This is a genomic window from Bradyrhizobium sp. NAS96.2 (genome assembly GCF_001908235.1).
GTDB lineage: Bacteria > Pseudomonadota > Alphaproteobacteria > Rhizobiales > Xanthobacteraceae > Bradyrhizobium.
Window position 1 is genome coordinate 42,179 of the sequence record NZ_LGHK01000041.1, and the last position, 15,228, is coordinate 57,406.

The following is a 15,228-nucleotide window of genomic DNA, read 5'->3' on the forward strand; positions in this document are numbered from 1 at the left end:
GGTCGCCATGCCCGCGAGAGTCGCGGTGCCTTCGCGAGCTGCGTGTTCCTATGCCGTCCCAAGCGGCTTCTGGCTCGCCTTTCAGCTAACCCAGCTTGACGCCCCAGACACGCGGGTGTCCCGAACGCCACATGCGATTCCGGCCGATATTGGCCGGGACGACGATGGCTTTTATGGAAAGAACCACCTTTTGACCTCCTTTCAGGATTTCGGCCTCGCCGATCCCATCGCCCGCGCGCTTCGAGAAGAAAATTATCTCACGCCGACCCCCATCCAGGCCCAGACCATCCCGCTCGCACTTGCCGGCCGTGACGTCGTCGGCATCGCCCAGACCGGAACCGGCAAGACCGCGTCCTTTGCGCTGCCGATCCTGCACCGGCTGCTGGAGAACCGCGTCCGCCCGCAGCCCAAGAGCTGCCGCGTACTGGTGCTCTCGCCCACCCGTGAGCTGTCCGGGCAGATCCTCGACAGCTTCAACACCTATGGCCGCCACATCCGGCTGTCCTCGACGCTCGCCATCGGCGGCGTGCCGATGGGCCGCCAGGTCCGCTCCCTGATGCAGGGCGTCGAGGTGCTGGTCGCCACCCCCGGCCGCCTGCTCGATCTCGTGCAGAGCAACGGGCTGAAGCTCAGCCAGGTCGAATTCCTGGTGCTCGATGAAGCCGACCGCATGCTCGACATGGGCTTCATCAACGACATCCGCAAAATCGTCGCCAAGCTGCCGATCCGGCGGCAGACGCTGTTCTTCTCGGCCACCATGCCCAAGGACATCGCCGAGCTCGCCGAGGCGATGCTGCGCGACCCGGCCCGCGTGGCGGTGACGCCGGTGGCCTCGACGGTGGATCGCATCGCCCAGCGTGCGATCCAGGTCGATTTCGCGGCCAAGCCGGCGGTTCTGGCCCAGCTCCTGAAGCAGGAGCCGGTCAATCGTGCCCTGGTGTTTACCCGCACCAAGCACGGTGCCGACAAGGTCGTGAAGAGCCTTGCCAAGGCCGGCATCGAGGCCAATGCGATCCACGGCAACAAGTCGCAGAACCACCGCGAGCGAACGCTGGCGGCGTTCCGTTCCGGCGAGATCCGCACCCTGGTGGCGACCGATATCGCTGCCCGCGGCATCGACGTCGACGGCGTCAGCCATGTCGTGAACTTTGACCTGCCCAACATCCCGGAAACCTATGTCCACCGCATCGGCCGCACCGCGCGTGCCGGCGCCGACGGGGTCGCGATCTCGCTGATCGCCGGCGCCGAAGAGATGGGCTATTTGCGCGATATCGAGCGTCTGATCCGAATTACCGTGCCGCGGGAAGACCGCCGCACACAGGGTAGCCGCGAGGCCACAGCGCCGGCGCAGGCCACCCACCCGCATCGGGGCGGCCGCTCTGCGCCGCGCGCACACAATGTCCGTGGGAATGAGGCCGCTCCGGGCGCAAAAGGCCCTCGCCGCCGCCGCCGTCGGGGTGGTAATAATGGCGCGCCGCAGACGAACCGGGGCGAGTCGCCGCGTCCGTCGCAGGCCGGCAACAGCGAAGGCATCCAGGGCGTCGCCTTCTTGCATCGCGAGAGCCGGCCGAATCCGCAACACAACCGCAACAACCGACCGAAGCACTAGCCGTCGCTCGATCTGGAGAACCATATGGCTAAGGAAGAGCTGATCCAGTTCGAAGGACTGGTGACCGAAATCCTCCCCGACGCTCGTTACCGGGTCCAACTCGACGCCGGGCACGAGATCGTCGCCTACACCGCCGGTAAGATGAAGAAAAACCGCATCAAGACGCTGGCCGGCGACCGCGTCACGATCGAAATGTCGCCCTACGATCTGGAAAAAGGCCGCCTGATTTTCCGGCACAAGGACGAGCGTCCGAGCGGCGCGCCCGGCGGCCCGCCACGGGGCGGAGCGCAGCGCGGCGGCCAGTTCCGTCGCCGATAACAGGCGGATTGCAACCGTTGCGCGCATGACGTCCTGATGTCCTGCGCAACAATTGGCCGGCGGCTGCGCCGGCCAAAAAAAGCGCGCACGTCAGGATTGTTTTGAAGCCTTCTATCGAATAATATCCTGCCCATCGATTTTCGGCCGGACGACATTAGCCAATACCGGTACAGCCGGTTCAGACGCTGACGACCCTTCCAAAAATTCGATCTCACCACCCCGCCAATCAGCGGGTCTTGAACTTGTATATCTGAGAAGGGACTACCCACGTGAGCATGGGAACCGTGAAGTGGTTTAACGCGACCAAGGGCTACGGCTTCATCCAGCCGGATGAAGGCGGGAACGACGTGTTCGTGCACATCAGTGCAGTCGAGCGCGCCGGCCTTGGCACTCTGCGTGAAGGCCAGAAGATCTCCTACGAGATCGTGGCTGACCGCCGTTCCGGCAAATCCTCGGCCGACAATCTGCGCGCCGCTGGATAAGCCGATTTCCCGGGAGCGCGAAGCTCCAGGAAATTGTCGTTAAAGCATCAAGGGCCGCACCTTCGGGTGCGGCCCTTTTTGTCTGCATCGTTGTTCTGTCGCCGTGACCTCAAGCATGATCCGGAAGTGCGAGCCGGTCTTCTCTGCGACAAACGCAAAGCGTCAACGCGGAGAACGTCGGCGCCTCAATATGTCGAGCAGATCGTCGGCATGGTTGCTAACGTCGGAGCGTAGAACACGCAACGCGACTGCCGCGGCCTTGTATAGGCGACGTCGCTGAGATTGATGCCGCTCTTGGCCATCACGTAGCCGATCGCCGGAACGTATTTGTAGCTCACCTCGCTGAAGATCAGATAGGTATCCGCAACCAGCAGCGCCGGCGGAACGACGCTTGTCACGATGTCACCCTGACTGCGGCTCGAGGCCGTCACCGTGGCCTGCGTCGCGCCCGAGGCGATCGTCCCGGCCTTGCTCCACTGGATGTGCGCGATGTTCGAATTGTCGACGTAGATTTCCGACAGCGTGACCTTGGTCGGCGACGCATCGTAGGGCGTCATGATGCCGACGCTGGCGCTGAAGAAGTTCTGCAGGTCTGCATCCACCACCTGCGTCGCCTGCGAGGTCAGGTCTGACGCCGCGCGCGCCATCAACGTGACCTTGCGGTCGACCGCAACGCCGGATGAGAACTCGACTGTGCCGAAGAACATCACCAGCATCAGCGGCACGACGAAGGCGAACTCGACGGCGGCAAGGCCACGGCGGTCGAGCGCGAGCGCAGCAACGGAGCGCAGCAAGGCCGCGGGCAGGTTTTTCACGACCTTGTTCATGAGCACGTGGTCCCGGCGGTTCCGGACGGCTCGTTCTTGAACGTCGCAGTCGCGATCAGGAGCCGTTTGCCATTAGGCAGGTTCGAAGCGTTGAAGCCGAGCTGGGTGACAAACAGCTGCCATTGATAAAACAGCCGGACCACCACGACGTCGCCGTCCTTGCCGGGACACCACTTCACCTGGGTGGGATCGGTGATCGGCGTGATGTTGACGCTGCTGAAGCCCGTCGAAGACGGATAGCTGCGGACATCGACGTAGATGCCGTTGTTGCAGTCGAACAGTGTAGTGATCTTGTTACAGACGTAGGCCTTGAACTGCGCCTGGGTATAGCTCAAGCCCTGAGCTTGGCCGGTCATGATGAAGCGAGACGAATCCTGCGTCACCGTCTCGAGCACCTGGCTGGCGAAGAAGATCATCGCCACTTCGATGATCGCAAACAGCAATCCGAAGAACAGCGGCGCGATCATCGCGAATTCCACCACGGTTACACCGCGGCGGTCTCGGCGAAAGCGACGGAGGAGGCGGGCGAAAGCGGTCAACGGCATCAACGACCCCGGATCAACATGGCGGCAACAACTACCCAAGAGTCATTGTCGAAGTATTTCGCCGGATCGAGACAGAGCGACCCGATCCGTTAGATCTTCATTGACCATCCCGGGTGAACGGCCTGCGATCGGCCAAGGCTCCGGCGTGTGACGCGGACACGCGTCAGTTCTGCGGCTTCGCGGCTCCGCCCGAGCCGGTGGCCTGATTGTTGAGCGTACCGGCCTGTTCCATGGTCGCCCTGAAATAGGTGTCGCCATCGCCGAGGGTGATGCGGCGCTGACAGACCGGCATGCAGCTATAGGTCTCGCGATCGATGCCGCGGTAGACGGTGACAAGCTGGTCGGTCGGACCTTCGACCTGGATCTGGCGATCCACCAGCACCTGTCCGGTGCGGTCGAGTGCGATGAAATTGGTCGCGCCATAGCCCTTGCCGGTCACGACGACGACCCCGCCGTTCTGCAGGGTGACGTCGGCGATCAAGGGATTGCCGACCACGATCGTGGCGATGCCGCCGGGCAGCTTGACGAGCTTGGCCTGATCGACATTGACCGCAATCCGATCCGGATCCGGCGCAGCCGTTGCGAGCGCGGGCCCCAGCAGCATGGCTGCGGCCAGCGAGATGAATCCAATGCGCGCGACGGCGCGAATGCGTTGGGACTGAAACGACATACTCTACCCCGGGACGTTCACAAGCCGGCAAAGGCGATACGCAGCGGACCGGCGCCCGACGCAGGCAAATCTGACGGCAATTCATTTAAGAAGAGCAAAAATCGACCGCCGAATTGCGCGGATGTCGCGACTTCCCGAGCCGGCAAGCCTGATGTCCGCGACCTCGCCCGGGAATGCCCGGCCGTCGATGCCGTCGTCCTGTAGCAGCGGCGGCGCGTGATCGAATCGCACCTTCCGGGGTTATCCCAATCTTAAGAGTCTCCAAGCAGAGACTGCGCCAGCCACAACCACAGGGCGCACCACGTGTCGTCGATATCACGAATCGAAAAGCGCGCCGCCGGTTCCGGCGCCCGCGGCCTGATTGTCGACCCTGCTCGGATTCGTGACGCTTTGGCGCGCTGGTTGATGTTCAGCGACTTCGGCGACGCCGCGCAGCGCCACATGGCGATCGCGTGGTCCTGCATCGTCGCATGCACCCTTGCCGACGTGGTCTGGCTGCCAAATTCAGGGCTTTCGTTCGCATCGTCGAACTGGATCACGATCCTGCAAGGCATGGCATATTGCGCGATCGCGGCCGCATTCATCGCCATTGCCTCCAATCGGCTCGGCGCCGACCAGCGACGTCCGGCCGTCCTGTTGCGGCGGGGCCTGTTCATGACCGAGTTGTTCTGGCGCGCGCTGCTGCCGATCAGCGCGCTGCTGACCGCGGGCAGCACGCTCAGCTACCTGATCGCAGCATCGAAGCTGCCGCTCAGAGACGACGTTCTGGCGGGCGTCGATCATCTGCTGGGGTTCGACTGGCCAACCTTCCTGGCCGCGACAAACTCGCATTCGTTCGTCGCGACGCTGCTGACGACGGCCTACCAGAGCACCGGCCTGCTGTCGCAAGTGGTCCTTGGGTGGCTGATCCTGCAACGGCGTGGCGACAGGCTCGCGGAGTTCATCGCGGTCCTCAGTCTGAGCGCGGTCGCGCTGTGCATCGGCATGTGGCTGATCCTCGCCGCGGGCGCGTTCGCCTATTTCCACGCCGCCCCGCACAGCTACCAGCACTTTGCGGCGCTCGGCGACATGTGGGGGCGGACCTTCGCGATGTTGCGCGACGGATCGCTGTCGGTCGTCGACATGGCAAGGGTCGACGGCATCGTCAGCTTTCCCTCATTTCATACCATGCTCGGCGTCATGACGATCTATGCTGCGCGCGACACGCGCTGGCTTGTCGTTCCCGTGTTCATCGTGAACGCAACGATGATCGTCGCGACAATGCCAGTGGGAGGTCATCACCTCGCCGACGTTCTGGCCGGTGGCGGCCTGACCATTGCCGCCATCCTCATCGCTCGCCGCTCTGCGAGGCCGTCCGTCAGCAGGACTTAATCCGCCGCAGCGCAACGATCCACGTCGTATGACTGCAACGGCTTCAACTGGCGGCGCGGACGTGAACGACCACGCGATCGTCGGCATAGAGGCGCTGCCATCCTCCGATATGATCCAGCAATCTGGAAGCCGGCGTGTCCGGAGCGAGCATCACCGCATCGATATCATTGGTCTCGAGCAGGCTGAGGAAACCGTTGACGTCCTTGAGCTGAAGCGCGCGAGCCAAGCCCATCCCGAACGTTTCGCCGTAGAGCTCGGCGCGCCCGTCGATGAACACCGGCACCTGACGCCAGATCAGATATCCGCCGAACTGCAGATCGTTGAGCACCCGCTTGACGTTGCGCGCCTTCATCGCGTCAACCGCGGCAGCCGGCGAATAGATCGGCGGCGGCGATATGACCTGACGCGCCGCAGCGACTGAGGTCCACGCGCAAAGTCCGGCGAGGAGGATTGTGGCCGGAACGGCCCTCGGGCGGACGGTGCAAGAGGCACGCAGCCGGAACTGGGTTGCGACCGGCGTGAGCACAGCGAGCGGCAGCAGCAGCGCGAACAGCTCGAGATTTCTGATGTGGGACAGGGCCATGTGCAGCAAGCCCAGCACCAGGAGGATTCGCGGCAACGGCAACCTCGCCCCGTAATAGAGCGCAGCGCCGAGCAAGCCGAGGATGGACAGCGCGAACGGGTCGATCTCGCTGAACGTCGCCGGCCTCCATTCCTGGATGAGATGCAGCAATTCACCGAGGCCGAGAATCTTCAGCGAGGCGAGGATCGAGCCCCATCCATAGGGGGTCACGCAGCACGCCGCCAGCGCGCCGATGCCGAAGGCGCCCCAGCGCAGCGCCAGCGCCCACCTTTGAGCCGGCAGGGCATTCCACAGCGCATCGAGGCCAAATGCACCGACCAGCACCAGGCCGAACAGAAAGCCGCCATGCAGATTGGCCCACAGCGCGATCAGCGGCAGCAGCCAGAACGGGGGCGCCTCGCGGCGTTCGCTGGCGGTCATCAGGCCGTTCGCCCAGACCAGCATGATGGGCATCACCAGCACATGCGGACGGGCCAGCAGGTGCCCGCAGGTCAGGACCAGCGCCGCAAGGGCGATCAGGCCCGCATAGATCGCCGGCAGCGCGCGGCTGAGGATCGCGGTCAGCAGCGCGAAGCTGGCGGCGGCACAGGCCGCGGTCAGCGCCGCCGGGCCAGTCCACCCGGCGAGGTCATAGGCCTTCGCGAACAGAACCTGCGCCAGCCAGGACGACGACACCCACGGCGCACCGGCCTTGGTGAACGAATAGATGTCGACCGACGGCAGCGTGCGATGGTCGAGAATCCAGCGGCCGACGGCAATCTGCCAGTAGGTATCGGAATCGGCGAGCAGCCGGTCGCCGACGAACAGCAGCAGCGCATAAACGCCGCACGCCATCCAGAACCAGGCCGGGACCTCGGCAAACACGGAGGCTCTCGCCCGCGAGAAAGTCGCCGTCTCAACGCTCATGATGGCACCCGGCGGCCACCGGCGTCACTGCCGGAACGGATAGGCCAGCTGTCCGCCGATCTCGGTCGGCACGCCCTGCTCGGCATCGACGCCGTAATCCTCCGGAAGCTTGGCTTCGGGCATGCGGAACGTTCCGAACAGAAGATCCCAGAGCGGGAAGGTGCCTGCGAAATTGGTGTCGCCGCCGTCCTCGAGCCCGGTGTGATGCCAGCGGTGAAACACCGGCGTCGCGATCACATATTTGAACGGGCCAAGCGTCCAGTTCAGGTTGGCGTGCACGAACGCCGAGTGGAACGTGGTGAACGGCCCGACCCACAGCATGATGTTCGGCGAGATGCCGGCCATCAGCAGGATCACGTCGACGGTGATCGTGCCGATCAAAAGATTGACCGGATGGAAGCGTGCCGCCGAGATCCATTCAAGATCCTCGGAGGAGTGATGAATGGCGTGGTACTTCCAGAAGTCGCCGCGGTGGAACATTCGATGCAGCCAGTACAGCATGAAATCGGAGCCGACGAGGAAGATGATGGACTGCAGCCAGAGCGGAAGCTGCGCCAGCGGGCCGTGCCCGTTTTCGTAGAACGCGATCAGATCGTCGGCGCCGTGAACGTTGAACACCACGGCCGCGCCCACCACCAGGAGCCCGATGCGCAGCACGCGGGCGAACACCGGCACGAAGAACCAGTAACAGATGTCGGTGACCAGCTCGCGCTTCTGCCACCACGGCTTGCCGGGATTGCAGGCCCAGAAATGGGTGAGCACCGTGAAGAACAGCGCCAGTGCGATCGTGATCGGCACCACCTTCATCATCGTCTGGCCGATCATCTCGATGATTTCAAAGGGAAGGCTGGGCATGACGGCCTCATTTGACGGAAGCCCCATGGGTACAGATGTGCACTTAAGGAGCCGTGAACAGGTGCGCGCAGCGATCCTCAGCAACAATCCGCAATTTGAGCGGACCGCTTAATCCCAAATTTACTGTGCGCAACAAGTGCGGGTTCCCGCTGTGTTTGTGCGATCAAATTAACTGCACCGAAATTGTCGAACCGTAGGGTGCCGCAATGGTCACGGTGCTGAGAACGCCGGCGAGACCAAACCTAGTTCGACCAGCCACGTGTACACAGGAGTTACTTATGAAGAACCTCGTTTCGCGCTTCGTGAAGGATGAGTCGGGCGCGACCGCCATCGAATACGGCCTGATCGCCACCGGTATCGCCATCGCGATCATCGCTGCTGTCAACGGCGTCGGCACCAAGCTCTCGGGCACCTTCAGCACGATCGCCGGTTCGCTGAAGTAAGCCGGTTCCGACGGACTCGCATCAAAGGTCCCGGCAAACCCGGGACCTTTGCTATTTGTCGGGGGCTGCCCGGCGGCCTCCGTCGAGGCGCCGGCAGTCCTTTCCCGATTGTTCACCATTGGCCGCTAGCGTCGGGTCTCGACCGCAGCACCAGCTTGACGGCATGAATCCATGATCCTCGACATCGCACGCTTGATGCTGTTTCCGGCCCTGATGGCCTTTGCGGCGGCGAGCGATCTGTTGACCATGACGATCCCGAACCGGATCTCGCTGGCGCTGGTGGCCGGCTTCTTCGTCCTCGCGCCGCTGACCGGGATGGGCGTGCACGACATCCTCAGCCATGCCGGCGCGGGCGCGCTGGTTCTGGTGGTGGCATTCGGCATGTTCGCGATGGGCTGGGTTGGCGGCGGAGACGCCAAGGTCGCGGCTGCGGCCGGCCTGTGGTTCGGATTCGAGCATCTGCTCCCCTATCTGGTCTTTGCCTCGCTGTTCGGCGGCGCGCTGACCGTGCTGCTGCTGCAGCTCCGGCAATGGCCCCTGCCCTACCCGCTCGCGTCCCAGGCCTGGCTCAGCCGCCTGCACGACAAGCAGACCGGCATCCCCTACGGCATCGCGCTCGCCCTCGGCGCACTGCTGATCTATCCGGAGACGGACTGGATCAAGACGATCGATCTCGCGCACTTCGCCTTGCGCTGAGAAAGCAGCGGTAACCGCCCGTTAAGGCGATTTAGATACGCCTCATTAACCATGCTTTGACGAATAGCTGGTCAACTCCCATCACGGCGGCGGCAGCGTCGCGGCGTCATGTGGAAAGTGAAGCGTAATGGATAAGGCCCGCATTCTGGTCCTGGCAATTGCAGGCTGCGCCGGCCTAGCGGCGCTCTATTTGGCAAGCGGAAGCGACGACAAGCCGGCGCCGCCTCCGCCGGTCGCTCAGCTGCCCACCGTCGACATCCTGGTCGCGAAAACCGACATCGGCCTCGGCCAGGCCGTGAAGCCTGAAGATTTGCAGTGGCAGACCTGGCCGGCGGCAACCGCCAGCGCCAGCTTCATGCGCAGGGACAGCAACGCCGAAGCGATCAAGGACGTCACCGGTTCGATCGCGCGCGCGCCGTTCATCCAGGGCGAGCCGATTCGCGAGCAGAAGCTCGTCAAGGCCGACGGAAGCGGCTTCATGGCCGCGATCCTGCCGACCGGCATGCGGGCGGTATCGACCGAAATCTCGCCCGAGACCGGCGCCGGCGGCTTCATCCTGCCGAATGACCGGGTCGACGTCCTGCTGTCGAAGCGCGACAAGAATCCGGACCGCAACGGCGCCGACATCGTCAATTCCGAGGTGATCCTGACCAATATCCGCGTGCTTGCGATCGACCAGGCGCCAAAGGAGAAGGACGGCACCAACGCACTGATCGGCAAGACGGTGACGCTGGAGCTGAAGCCCGAACAGACCGAAACGCTGGCGCGCGCGCGCCAGAGCGGCGTCCTGTCGCTGGCGCTCCGCAGCATCGCCGACAACAACGCGCCCGAAACCAAGACCGACGACAACCACTCGAGGCGCGGTGAGACGATCAACGTCATCCGCTTCGGCGTTGCCAACCAGGCAACGATGCAGAAGTGACCATGAGGACACACGTGATGAAGGGCGGGGCAACTCAACGGACGATGCGGGCCTTCATGGTCCGCGCATTGTCGTTCTCGGCCGTCACGGCGCTCTCGCTGAACCCGGCGCTGACGCCGGTGGTGGCGAGCGATTACCGCGCCGCGCCTGCTCCTGCCGCATCGGCGGACGGCGGCCAGATGAACGCCCGTTTCCTCTCGCTCGGCGTCGGCAAATCGATCGTGATCGACCTGCCCAGGGACATCAAGGACGTGCTGGTGGCCGATCCCAAGATCGCCAATGCCGTGGTCCGCTCGGCGCAGCGCGCCTACATCATCGGCGCGACGGTCGGCCAGACCAACATCGTATTCTTCGATGCCGCCGGACAGCAGATCGCGGCCTATGACATCGCCGTCAAGCGCGACCTCAACGGCGTACGTCAGGCGCTGCGCGCGGCGCTGCCGAATTCCGATATCCAGATCGAGGGCGTCGGCGACGGCGTGATGCTGACCGGCAGCGCGGCGAGCCCGATCGATGCGCAGCAGGCCGGCGAGATCGCCACCCGGCTGGTCGGCGGCCCCGACAAGGTCGTGAACTCCATCGCGGTACGCGGCCGCGACCAGGTGATGCTGAAAGTCACGGTTGCCGAAGTCTCGCGCAGCCTGATCAAGCAGCTCGGCATCGACCTCACCGCGAACCTCAACTACGGCACGACCGTGGTGAAATTCGCCAACAGCAACCCGTTCACCGCGAACAGCGGCCCGCTGGTGTCGGGCAACAATCTCACGACGCAGTTCGGATCATCCGTGACGGCGACGCTCCGCGCCATGGAGAGCGCCGGCGTGGTGCGGACGCTCGCTGAACCGAACCTGACCGCGATATCGGGCGAATCGGCGACCTTCATCTCGGGCGGCGAGTTTCCAATTCCGACCGGCGTGACCTGTCAGACTTCGTCGACCGGCACGATCGGGAATTGCGTCCAGACCGTCAGCTTCAAGAAATTCGGCATTTCGCTCAACTTCACGCCGGTGGTGCTGACCGAAGGACGGATCAGCCTGCGCGTCATGACCGAAGTGTCGGAAGTCTCGACCGAGAACGCACTGACGGGCGGCGCGGGTGGAACGACGATCCCCTCGATCAAGACCCGCCGCGCCGAGACCACGCTGGAGATTCCCTCGGGCGGCTCGATGGCCATGGCCGGCCTGATCCAGGACCAGACCAAGCAGGCGATCAACGGCCTCCCCGGGCTGGCGTCGCTGCCGGTGCTCGGCACGCTGTTCCGCAGCCGCGACTTCGTCAACAACCAGACCGAACTGATGGTCCTGGTGACGCCCTATGTCGTCCGCGCGGTCGCCCAGAAGGACCTGTCGCGTCCGGATGACGGCTTCGCCAACGCATCCGATCCGCAGGCCGACCTGCTGGGCAGCCTCAATCGCATCTACGGCGTACCTGGCCGCACCGAGCCGGCGCGGAATTACCGCGGCACCTACGGCTTCATTACCGACTGAGGCGGACGATGACACAGACCACACCCAGACCATCCGCCGATCGCAAGCGCGCCGTCAGTCTCGCCGGTGCGCTCGTCGGCCTAGCCATGACGCTCGGCGCCTGTCAGCACGCCGCCGACAACAGTTTCGCGATGGTGGATTCACCGGCCGACTATCGCCTGCGTCACCCGATCGCCGTCACCGAGTCCGACCGCTCGATCGTGGTCTTCGTCGGCCGCAGCCGCGGCGGCCTGACCGCGGAGCAGCGCGCCGAGGTGATGGGAATGGCGCAGGACTGGATGCGCGAAGGCACCGGCGCCGTCACCATCGACGTTCCCGTCGACACGCCGAACGCCCGGCCCGCGCAGGAATCGTTGCGCGAGATTCAGGCCACCTTCGCCGCGGCCGGCGTGCCGCCGCGCGGGATCCTTGTTCGCAAGTATCATCCCGAGAATCCGCGCCTGATGCCTGCGATCCGCGTGAATTATCCCAAGATGAAGGCGGAGGCCGGGCCGTGCGGCCTTTGGCCGGAGGATCTCGGCCCGTCGATGCACAACGGGTCCTACATCCAGAACAAGCAGTACTACAATTTCGGCTGCGCCAATCAGCGCAACCTTGCCGCCATGGTCGAAGACCCGACTGACCTCGTGCAGCCGCGCGCGGAGACCCCTGCCTACACGTCGCGCCGCAACATCGCCTTCGACAAGTATCGCAAGGGCACCACCACTGCCACGACCTATCCCGAGGCCGACAGGGCCAAGCTAAGCGACACAGGAAAATGATCACCTACGCGCAGCAAAACTCCGAAGAGCAGACGGACGCCCCGCCGCAGGCCGTGGACGACCACATTGCTCCGGCGCCACGGGTTTCGGTTCAGGCGTTCTGCGAAACGGTCGAGACCGCCGCCGCCGTGCAGTCGGCGGGCGAGGATCGCCGGCTGGCCAAGGCCCATCTCAAGATCCAGATGGGCGGCATGGCGGCCGCCATCGAGGCCTATCGCTCGGCGCCGACGCCCAACGTCATCATCCTCGAGACCGAGGGCCGCAGCGACATTCTGGCCGGCCTCGACCAGCTCGCCACGGTGTGCGACGCCGGCACAAGGGTGGTCGTGATCGGCCGGGTCAACGACGTCACGCTGTACCGCGAGCTGGTGCGCCGCGGCGTCAGCGACTACGTGATTGCGCCGGCGCATGCAATCGACGTGGTGCGCGCGGTCTGCAACCTGTTCTCGGCGCCAGAAGCCAAGGCGGTCGGCCGCGTCGTCGCCATCGTCGGCGCCAAGGGCGGCGTCGGCGCCTCGACGATCGCGCACAATGTCGCCTGGGCGATCGCCCGCGATCTGGCGCTCGATTCCGTGGTCGCCGATCTCGATCTTGCGTTCGGCACCGCCGGCCTCAACTACAACCAGGATCCGGCGCAGGGCATCGCGGATGCCGTGTTCTCGCCGGACCGCGTCGATACCGCCTTCGTCGACCGCCTGCTGTCGAAATGCACCGACCATCTCAGCCTGCTGGCGGCGCCGGCTACGCTCGACAAGGTCTACGATTTCGGCGCCGAAGCTTTCGATGCGATCTTCGATACGCTGCGCACCACGATGCCCTGCATCGTGCTGGACGTGCCGCATCAATGGTCCGGCTGGACCAAGCGTGCGCTGATCGCAGCCGACGACATCCTGATCGTGGCGGCGCCCGACCTCGCCAATCTGCGCAACGCCAAGAACATGTTCGACCTCCTGAAGGCGTCACGGCCGAACGACCGGGCGCCGCTGTACTGCCTGAACCAGGTCGGCGTGCCGAAGCGTCCGGAGATCGCAGCGGGCGAATTCGCCAAGGCGATCGAAAGCCAGCCGATCGCCGCCATCCCGTTCGATCCGCAGATCTTCGGTTCGGCCGCCAACAACGGCCAGATGATCGCGGAGATCTCCGCCAATCACCGCGCAGTCGAGATGTTTCTGCAGATGGCGCAGCGGCTGACAGGCCGCGGCGAAACCAAGAAGCCGAGGGGGTCCTTCCTGTCGCCCCTGCTCGAAAAGCTGCGGTCCAAATAGTGGTCCGCGTGGAGTCAAGACGTCGTGTTTGGTAAGCGTAGCGGAAACGATGGGGACGTGCGGGCACCCAAGCCCGCTTTTCAGACGCCGGAGCATGCCGGATCGTCGCCGATGGCGCGCGAGTCCGCCGCCCCGACGATATCGTCGCCGCCGCTGGCCCCGGCCAAGCCGCCGCCTGCTCCCGCCGTCGAAGCCCGCCGCTCGGACAATTACTACCAGGTCAAGGCAACGATCTTCGGCGCCCTGATCGAGGCGATCGACCTTGCCCAGCTCGCCAAGCTGGACAGCGAGTCGGCGCGCGAGGAAATCCGCGACATCGTCAACGAGATCATCGCGATCAAGAACATCGTGATGTCGATCGCCGAGCAGGAAGAGCTGCTCGACGACATCTGCAACGACGTGCTCGGCTACGGACCTCTCGAGCCCCTGCTGTCGCGCGACGACATCGCCGACATCATGGTCAACGGCGCGGGCACGGTGTTCATCGAAGTCGCCGGCAAGATCCAGCGCACCGGCATCCGCTTTCGCGACAACCAGCAGCTGCTCAACATCTGCCAGCGCATCGTCAGCCAGGTCGGCCGGCGCGTCGACGAATCCTCGCCGATCTGCGACGCCCGTCTCGCCGACGGCTCGCGCGTCAACGCCATCGTGCCGCCGCTGGCGATCGACGGGCCCGCGCTCACCATCCGCAAATTCAAGAAGGACAAGCTGACGCTGGAGCAGCTCGTCAAGTTCGGCGCGATCACGCCGGAAGGGGCGACCATCCTGCAGATCATCGGTCGGGTCCGCTGCAACGTGATCATCTCGGGCGGTACCGGCTCGGGCAAGACCACGCTGCTGAACTGCCTGACCAACTATATCGAGCACGACGAACGTATCATCACCTGTGAAGACGCCGCCGAACTTCAGCTGCAGCAGCCGCATGTGGTGCGGCTGGAAACCCGGCCGCCGAACATTGAAGGCGAGGGCCAGGTCACGATGCGCGAGCTGGTTCGCAACTGCCTGCGTATGCGTCCCGAGCGCATCATCGTCGGCGAAGTCCGCGGACCCGAAGCGTTCGACCTGCTGCAGGCGATGAACACCGGCCACGACGGCTCGATGGGCACGCTGCACGCCAACAATCCCCGCGAAGCGCTGTCACGCTGCGAATCCATGATCACCATGGGCGGCTTTTCGCTTCCCTCACGCACCATTCGCGAGATGATCTGCGCCTCGGTCGACATCATCGTGCAGGCCGCGCGCCTGCGCGACGGTTCGCGCCGCATCACTCACATCACCGAGGTGATGGGAATGGAAGGCGACACCATCATCACCCAAGACATCTTCCTCTACGACGTGGTCGGGGAAGACGCCAACGGCAAGATCATCGGCAAGCACCGCTCGACCGGCATCGGCCGGCCACGCTTCTGGGAGCGGGCGCGCTACTACAATGAAGAGAAGCGGCTTGCGGCGGCGTTGGACGCCTCCGACTCGCCGGCGCCGGTCTAG

The 15,228-nt window shown here is 64.4% G+C and carries 16 protein-coding genes; 11 read left to right on the forward strand and 5 right to left on the reverse strand.

Features of this window, described 5'->3' with window-relative positions; translation table 11 throughout:
- The first annotated feature begins 190 nt into the window (after positions 1-190).
- From AC628_RS11090 to AC628_RS11100, 3 genes are all read left to right on the forward strand, one after another.
- The gene (locus AC628_RS11090; protein ID WP_074126876.1) at positions 191-1,609 is read left to right on the forward strand and encodes a DEAD/DEAH box helicase; all 1,419 of its coding nucleotides are present in this window, start codon (positions 191-193) and stop codon (positions 1,607-1,609) included.
- A gap of 24 nt (positions 1,610-1,633) precedes the next feature.
- Entirely contained in the window at positions 1,634-1,927 is a 294-nt protein-coding gene (gene infA / locus AC628_RS11095; protein ID WP_016842649.1) for a translation initiation factor IF-1, read from the forward strand.
- 269 nt (positions 1,928-2,196) lie between these two features.
- Positions 2,197-2,409: a cold-shock protein gene (locus tag AC628_RS11100; protein ID WP_016842648.1), complete on the forward strand. Its 213-nt coding sequence runs from the start codon at positions 2,197-2,199 to the stop codon at positions 2,407-2,409.
- Positions 2,410-2,594: 185 nt separating this feature from the next.
- Here the strand turns inward: AC628_RS11100 and AC628_RS11105 are convergent, their stop codons facing one another.
- The 3 genes from AC628_RS11105 to AC628_RS11115 form a co-directional block, all read right to left on the reverse strand.
- Positions 2,595-3,236, reverse strand: a complete 642-nt coding sequence (locus AC628_RS11105) for a TadE/TadG family type IV pilus assembly protein (protein WP_210190188.1) — start codon at positions 3,234-3,236, stop codon at positions 2,595-2,597.
- Positions 3,233-3,781, reverse strand: a complete 549-nt coding sequence (locus tag AC628_RS11110; protein ID WP_074126878.1) for a TadE/TadG family type IV pilus assembly protein — start codon at positions 3,779-3,781, stop codon at positions 3,233-3,235. Before AC628_RS11110 ends, AC628_RS11105 begins: the two co-directional genes overlap by 4 nt.
- Positions 3,782-3,944: 163 nt before the next feature.
- Complete coding sequence (locus AC628_RS11115; RefSeq protein ID WP_083632777.1) at positions 3,945-4,451, reverse strand: pilus assembly protein N-terminal domain-containing protein; 507 nt, start codon at positions 4,449-4,451, stop codon at positions 3,945-3,947.
- A gap of 405 nt (positions 4,452-4,856) precedes the next feature.
- Between AC628_RS11115 and AC628_RS11120 the strand changes: the two genes are divergently transcribed.
- On the forward strand, positions 4,857-5,822 hold the full coding sequence (locus AC628_RS11120; protein ID WP_143201548.1) for a phosphatase PAP2 family protein: 966 nt from the start codon (positions 4,857-4,859) through the stop codon (positions 5,820-5,822).
- 43 nt (positions 5,823-5,865) lie between these two features.
- On the opposite strand, the gene AC628_RS11125 is transcribed toward AC628_RS11120, so the two are convergent.
- Complete coding sequence (locus AC628_RS11125; protein ID WP_349510111.1) at positions 5,866-7,269, reverse strand: hypothetical protein; 1,404 nt, start codon at positions 7,267-7,269, stop codon at positions 5,866-5,868.
- Positions 7,270-7,335: 66 nt separating this feature from the next.
- Positions 7,336-8,166: a sterol desaturase family protein gene (locus AC628_RS11130; protein WP_074126881.1), complete on the reverse strand. Its 831-nt coding sequence runs from the start codon at positions 8,164-8,166 to the stop codon at positions 7,336-7,338.
- A gap of 278 nt (positions 8,167-8,444) precedes the next feature.
- Here AC628_RS11130 and AC628_RS11135 point away from each other — a divergent pair, with 278 nt between their 5' ends.
- The 7 genes from AC628_RS11135 (at position 8,445) to AC628_RS11165 (ending at position 15,228) form a co-directional block, all read left to right on the forward strand.
- The gene (locus AC628_RS11135; protein ID WP_050422174.1) at positions 8,445-8,609 is read left to right on the forward strand and encodes a Flp family type IVb pilin; all 165 of its coding nucleotides are present in this window, start codon (positions 8,445-8,447) and stop codon (positions 8,607-8,609) included.
- Positions 8,610-8,780: 171 nt separating this feature from the next.
- Positions 8,781-9,305, forward strand: coding sequence for an A24 family peptidase (locus tag AC628_RS11140; RefSeq protein WP_074126882.1), 525 nt, complete (start codon positions 8,781-8,783; stop codon positions 9,303-9,305).
- 127 nt (positions 9,306-9,432) lie between these two features.
- The gene (gene cpaB / locus AC628_RS11145; protein ID WP_074126883.1) at positions 9,433-10,227 is read left to right on the forward strand and encodes a Flp pilus assembly protein CpaB; all 795 of its coding nucleotides are present in this window, start codon (positions 9,433-9,435) and stop codon (positions 10,225-10,227) included.
- 2 nt (positions 10,228-10,229) lie between these two features.
- A complete protein-coding gene (locus tag AC628_RS11150) occupies positions 10,230-11,714 on the forward strand; it encodes a type II and III secretion system protein family protein (protein WP_143201549.1) in 1,485 nt (494 codons plus the stop codon).
- 8 nt (positions 11,715-11,722) lie between these two features.
- Positions 11,723-12,475: a CpaD family pilus assembly protein gene (locus AC628_RS11155; RefSeq protein ID WP_074126885.1), complete on the forward strand. Its 753-nt coding sequence runs from the start codon at positions 11,723-11,725 to the stop codon at positions 12,473-12,475.
- Entirely contained in the window at positions 12,472-13,740 is a 1,269-nt protein-coding gene (locus tag AC628_RS11160; protein WP_074126886.1) for a CpaE/TadZ family protein, read from the forward strand. Before AC628_RS11155 ends, AC628_RS11160 begins: the two co-directional genes overlap by 4 nt.
- Positions 13,741-13,764: 24 nt before the next feature.
- On the forward strand, positions 13,765-15,228 hold the full coding sequence (locus AC628_RS11165; RefSeq protein ID WP_074126887.1) for a TadA family conjugal transfer-associated ATPase: 1,464 nt from the start codon (positions 13,765-13,767) through the stop codon (positions 15,226-15,228).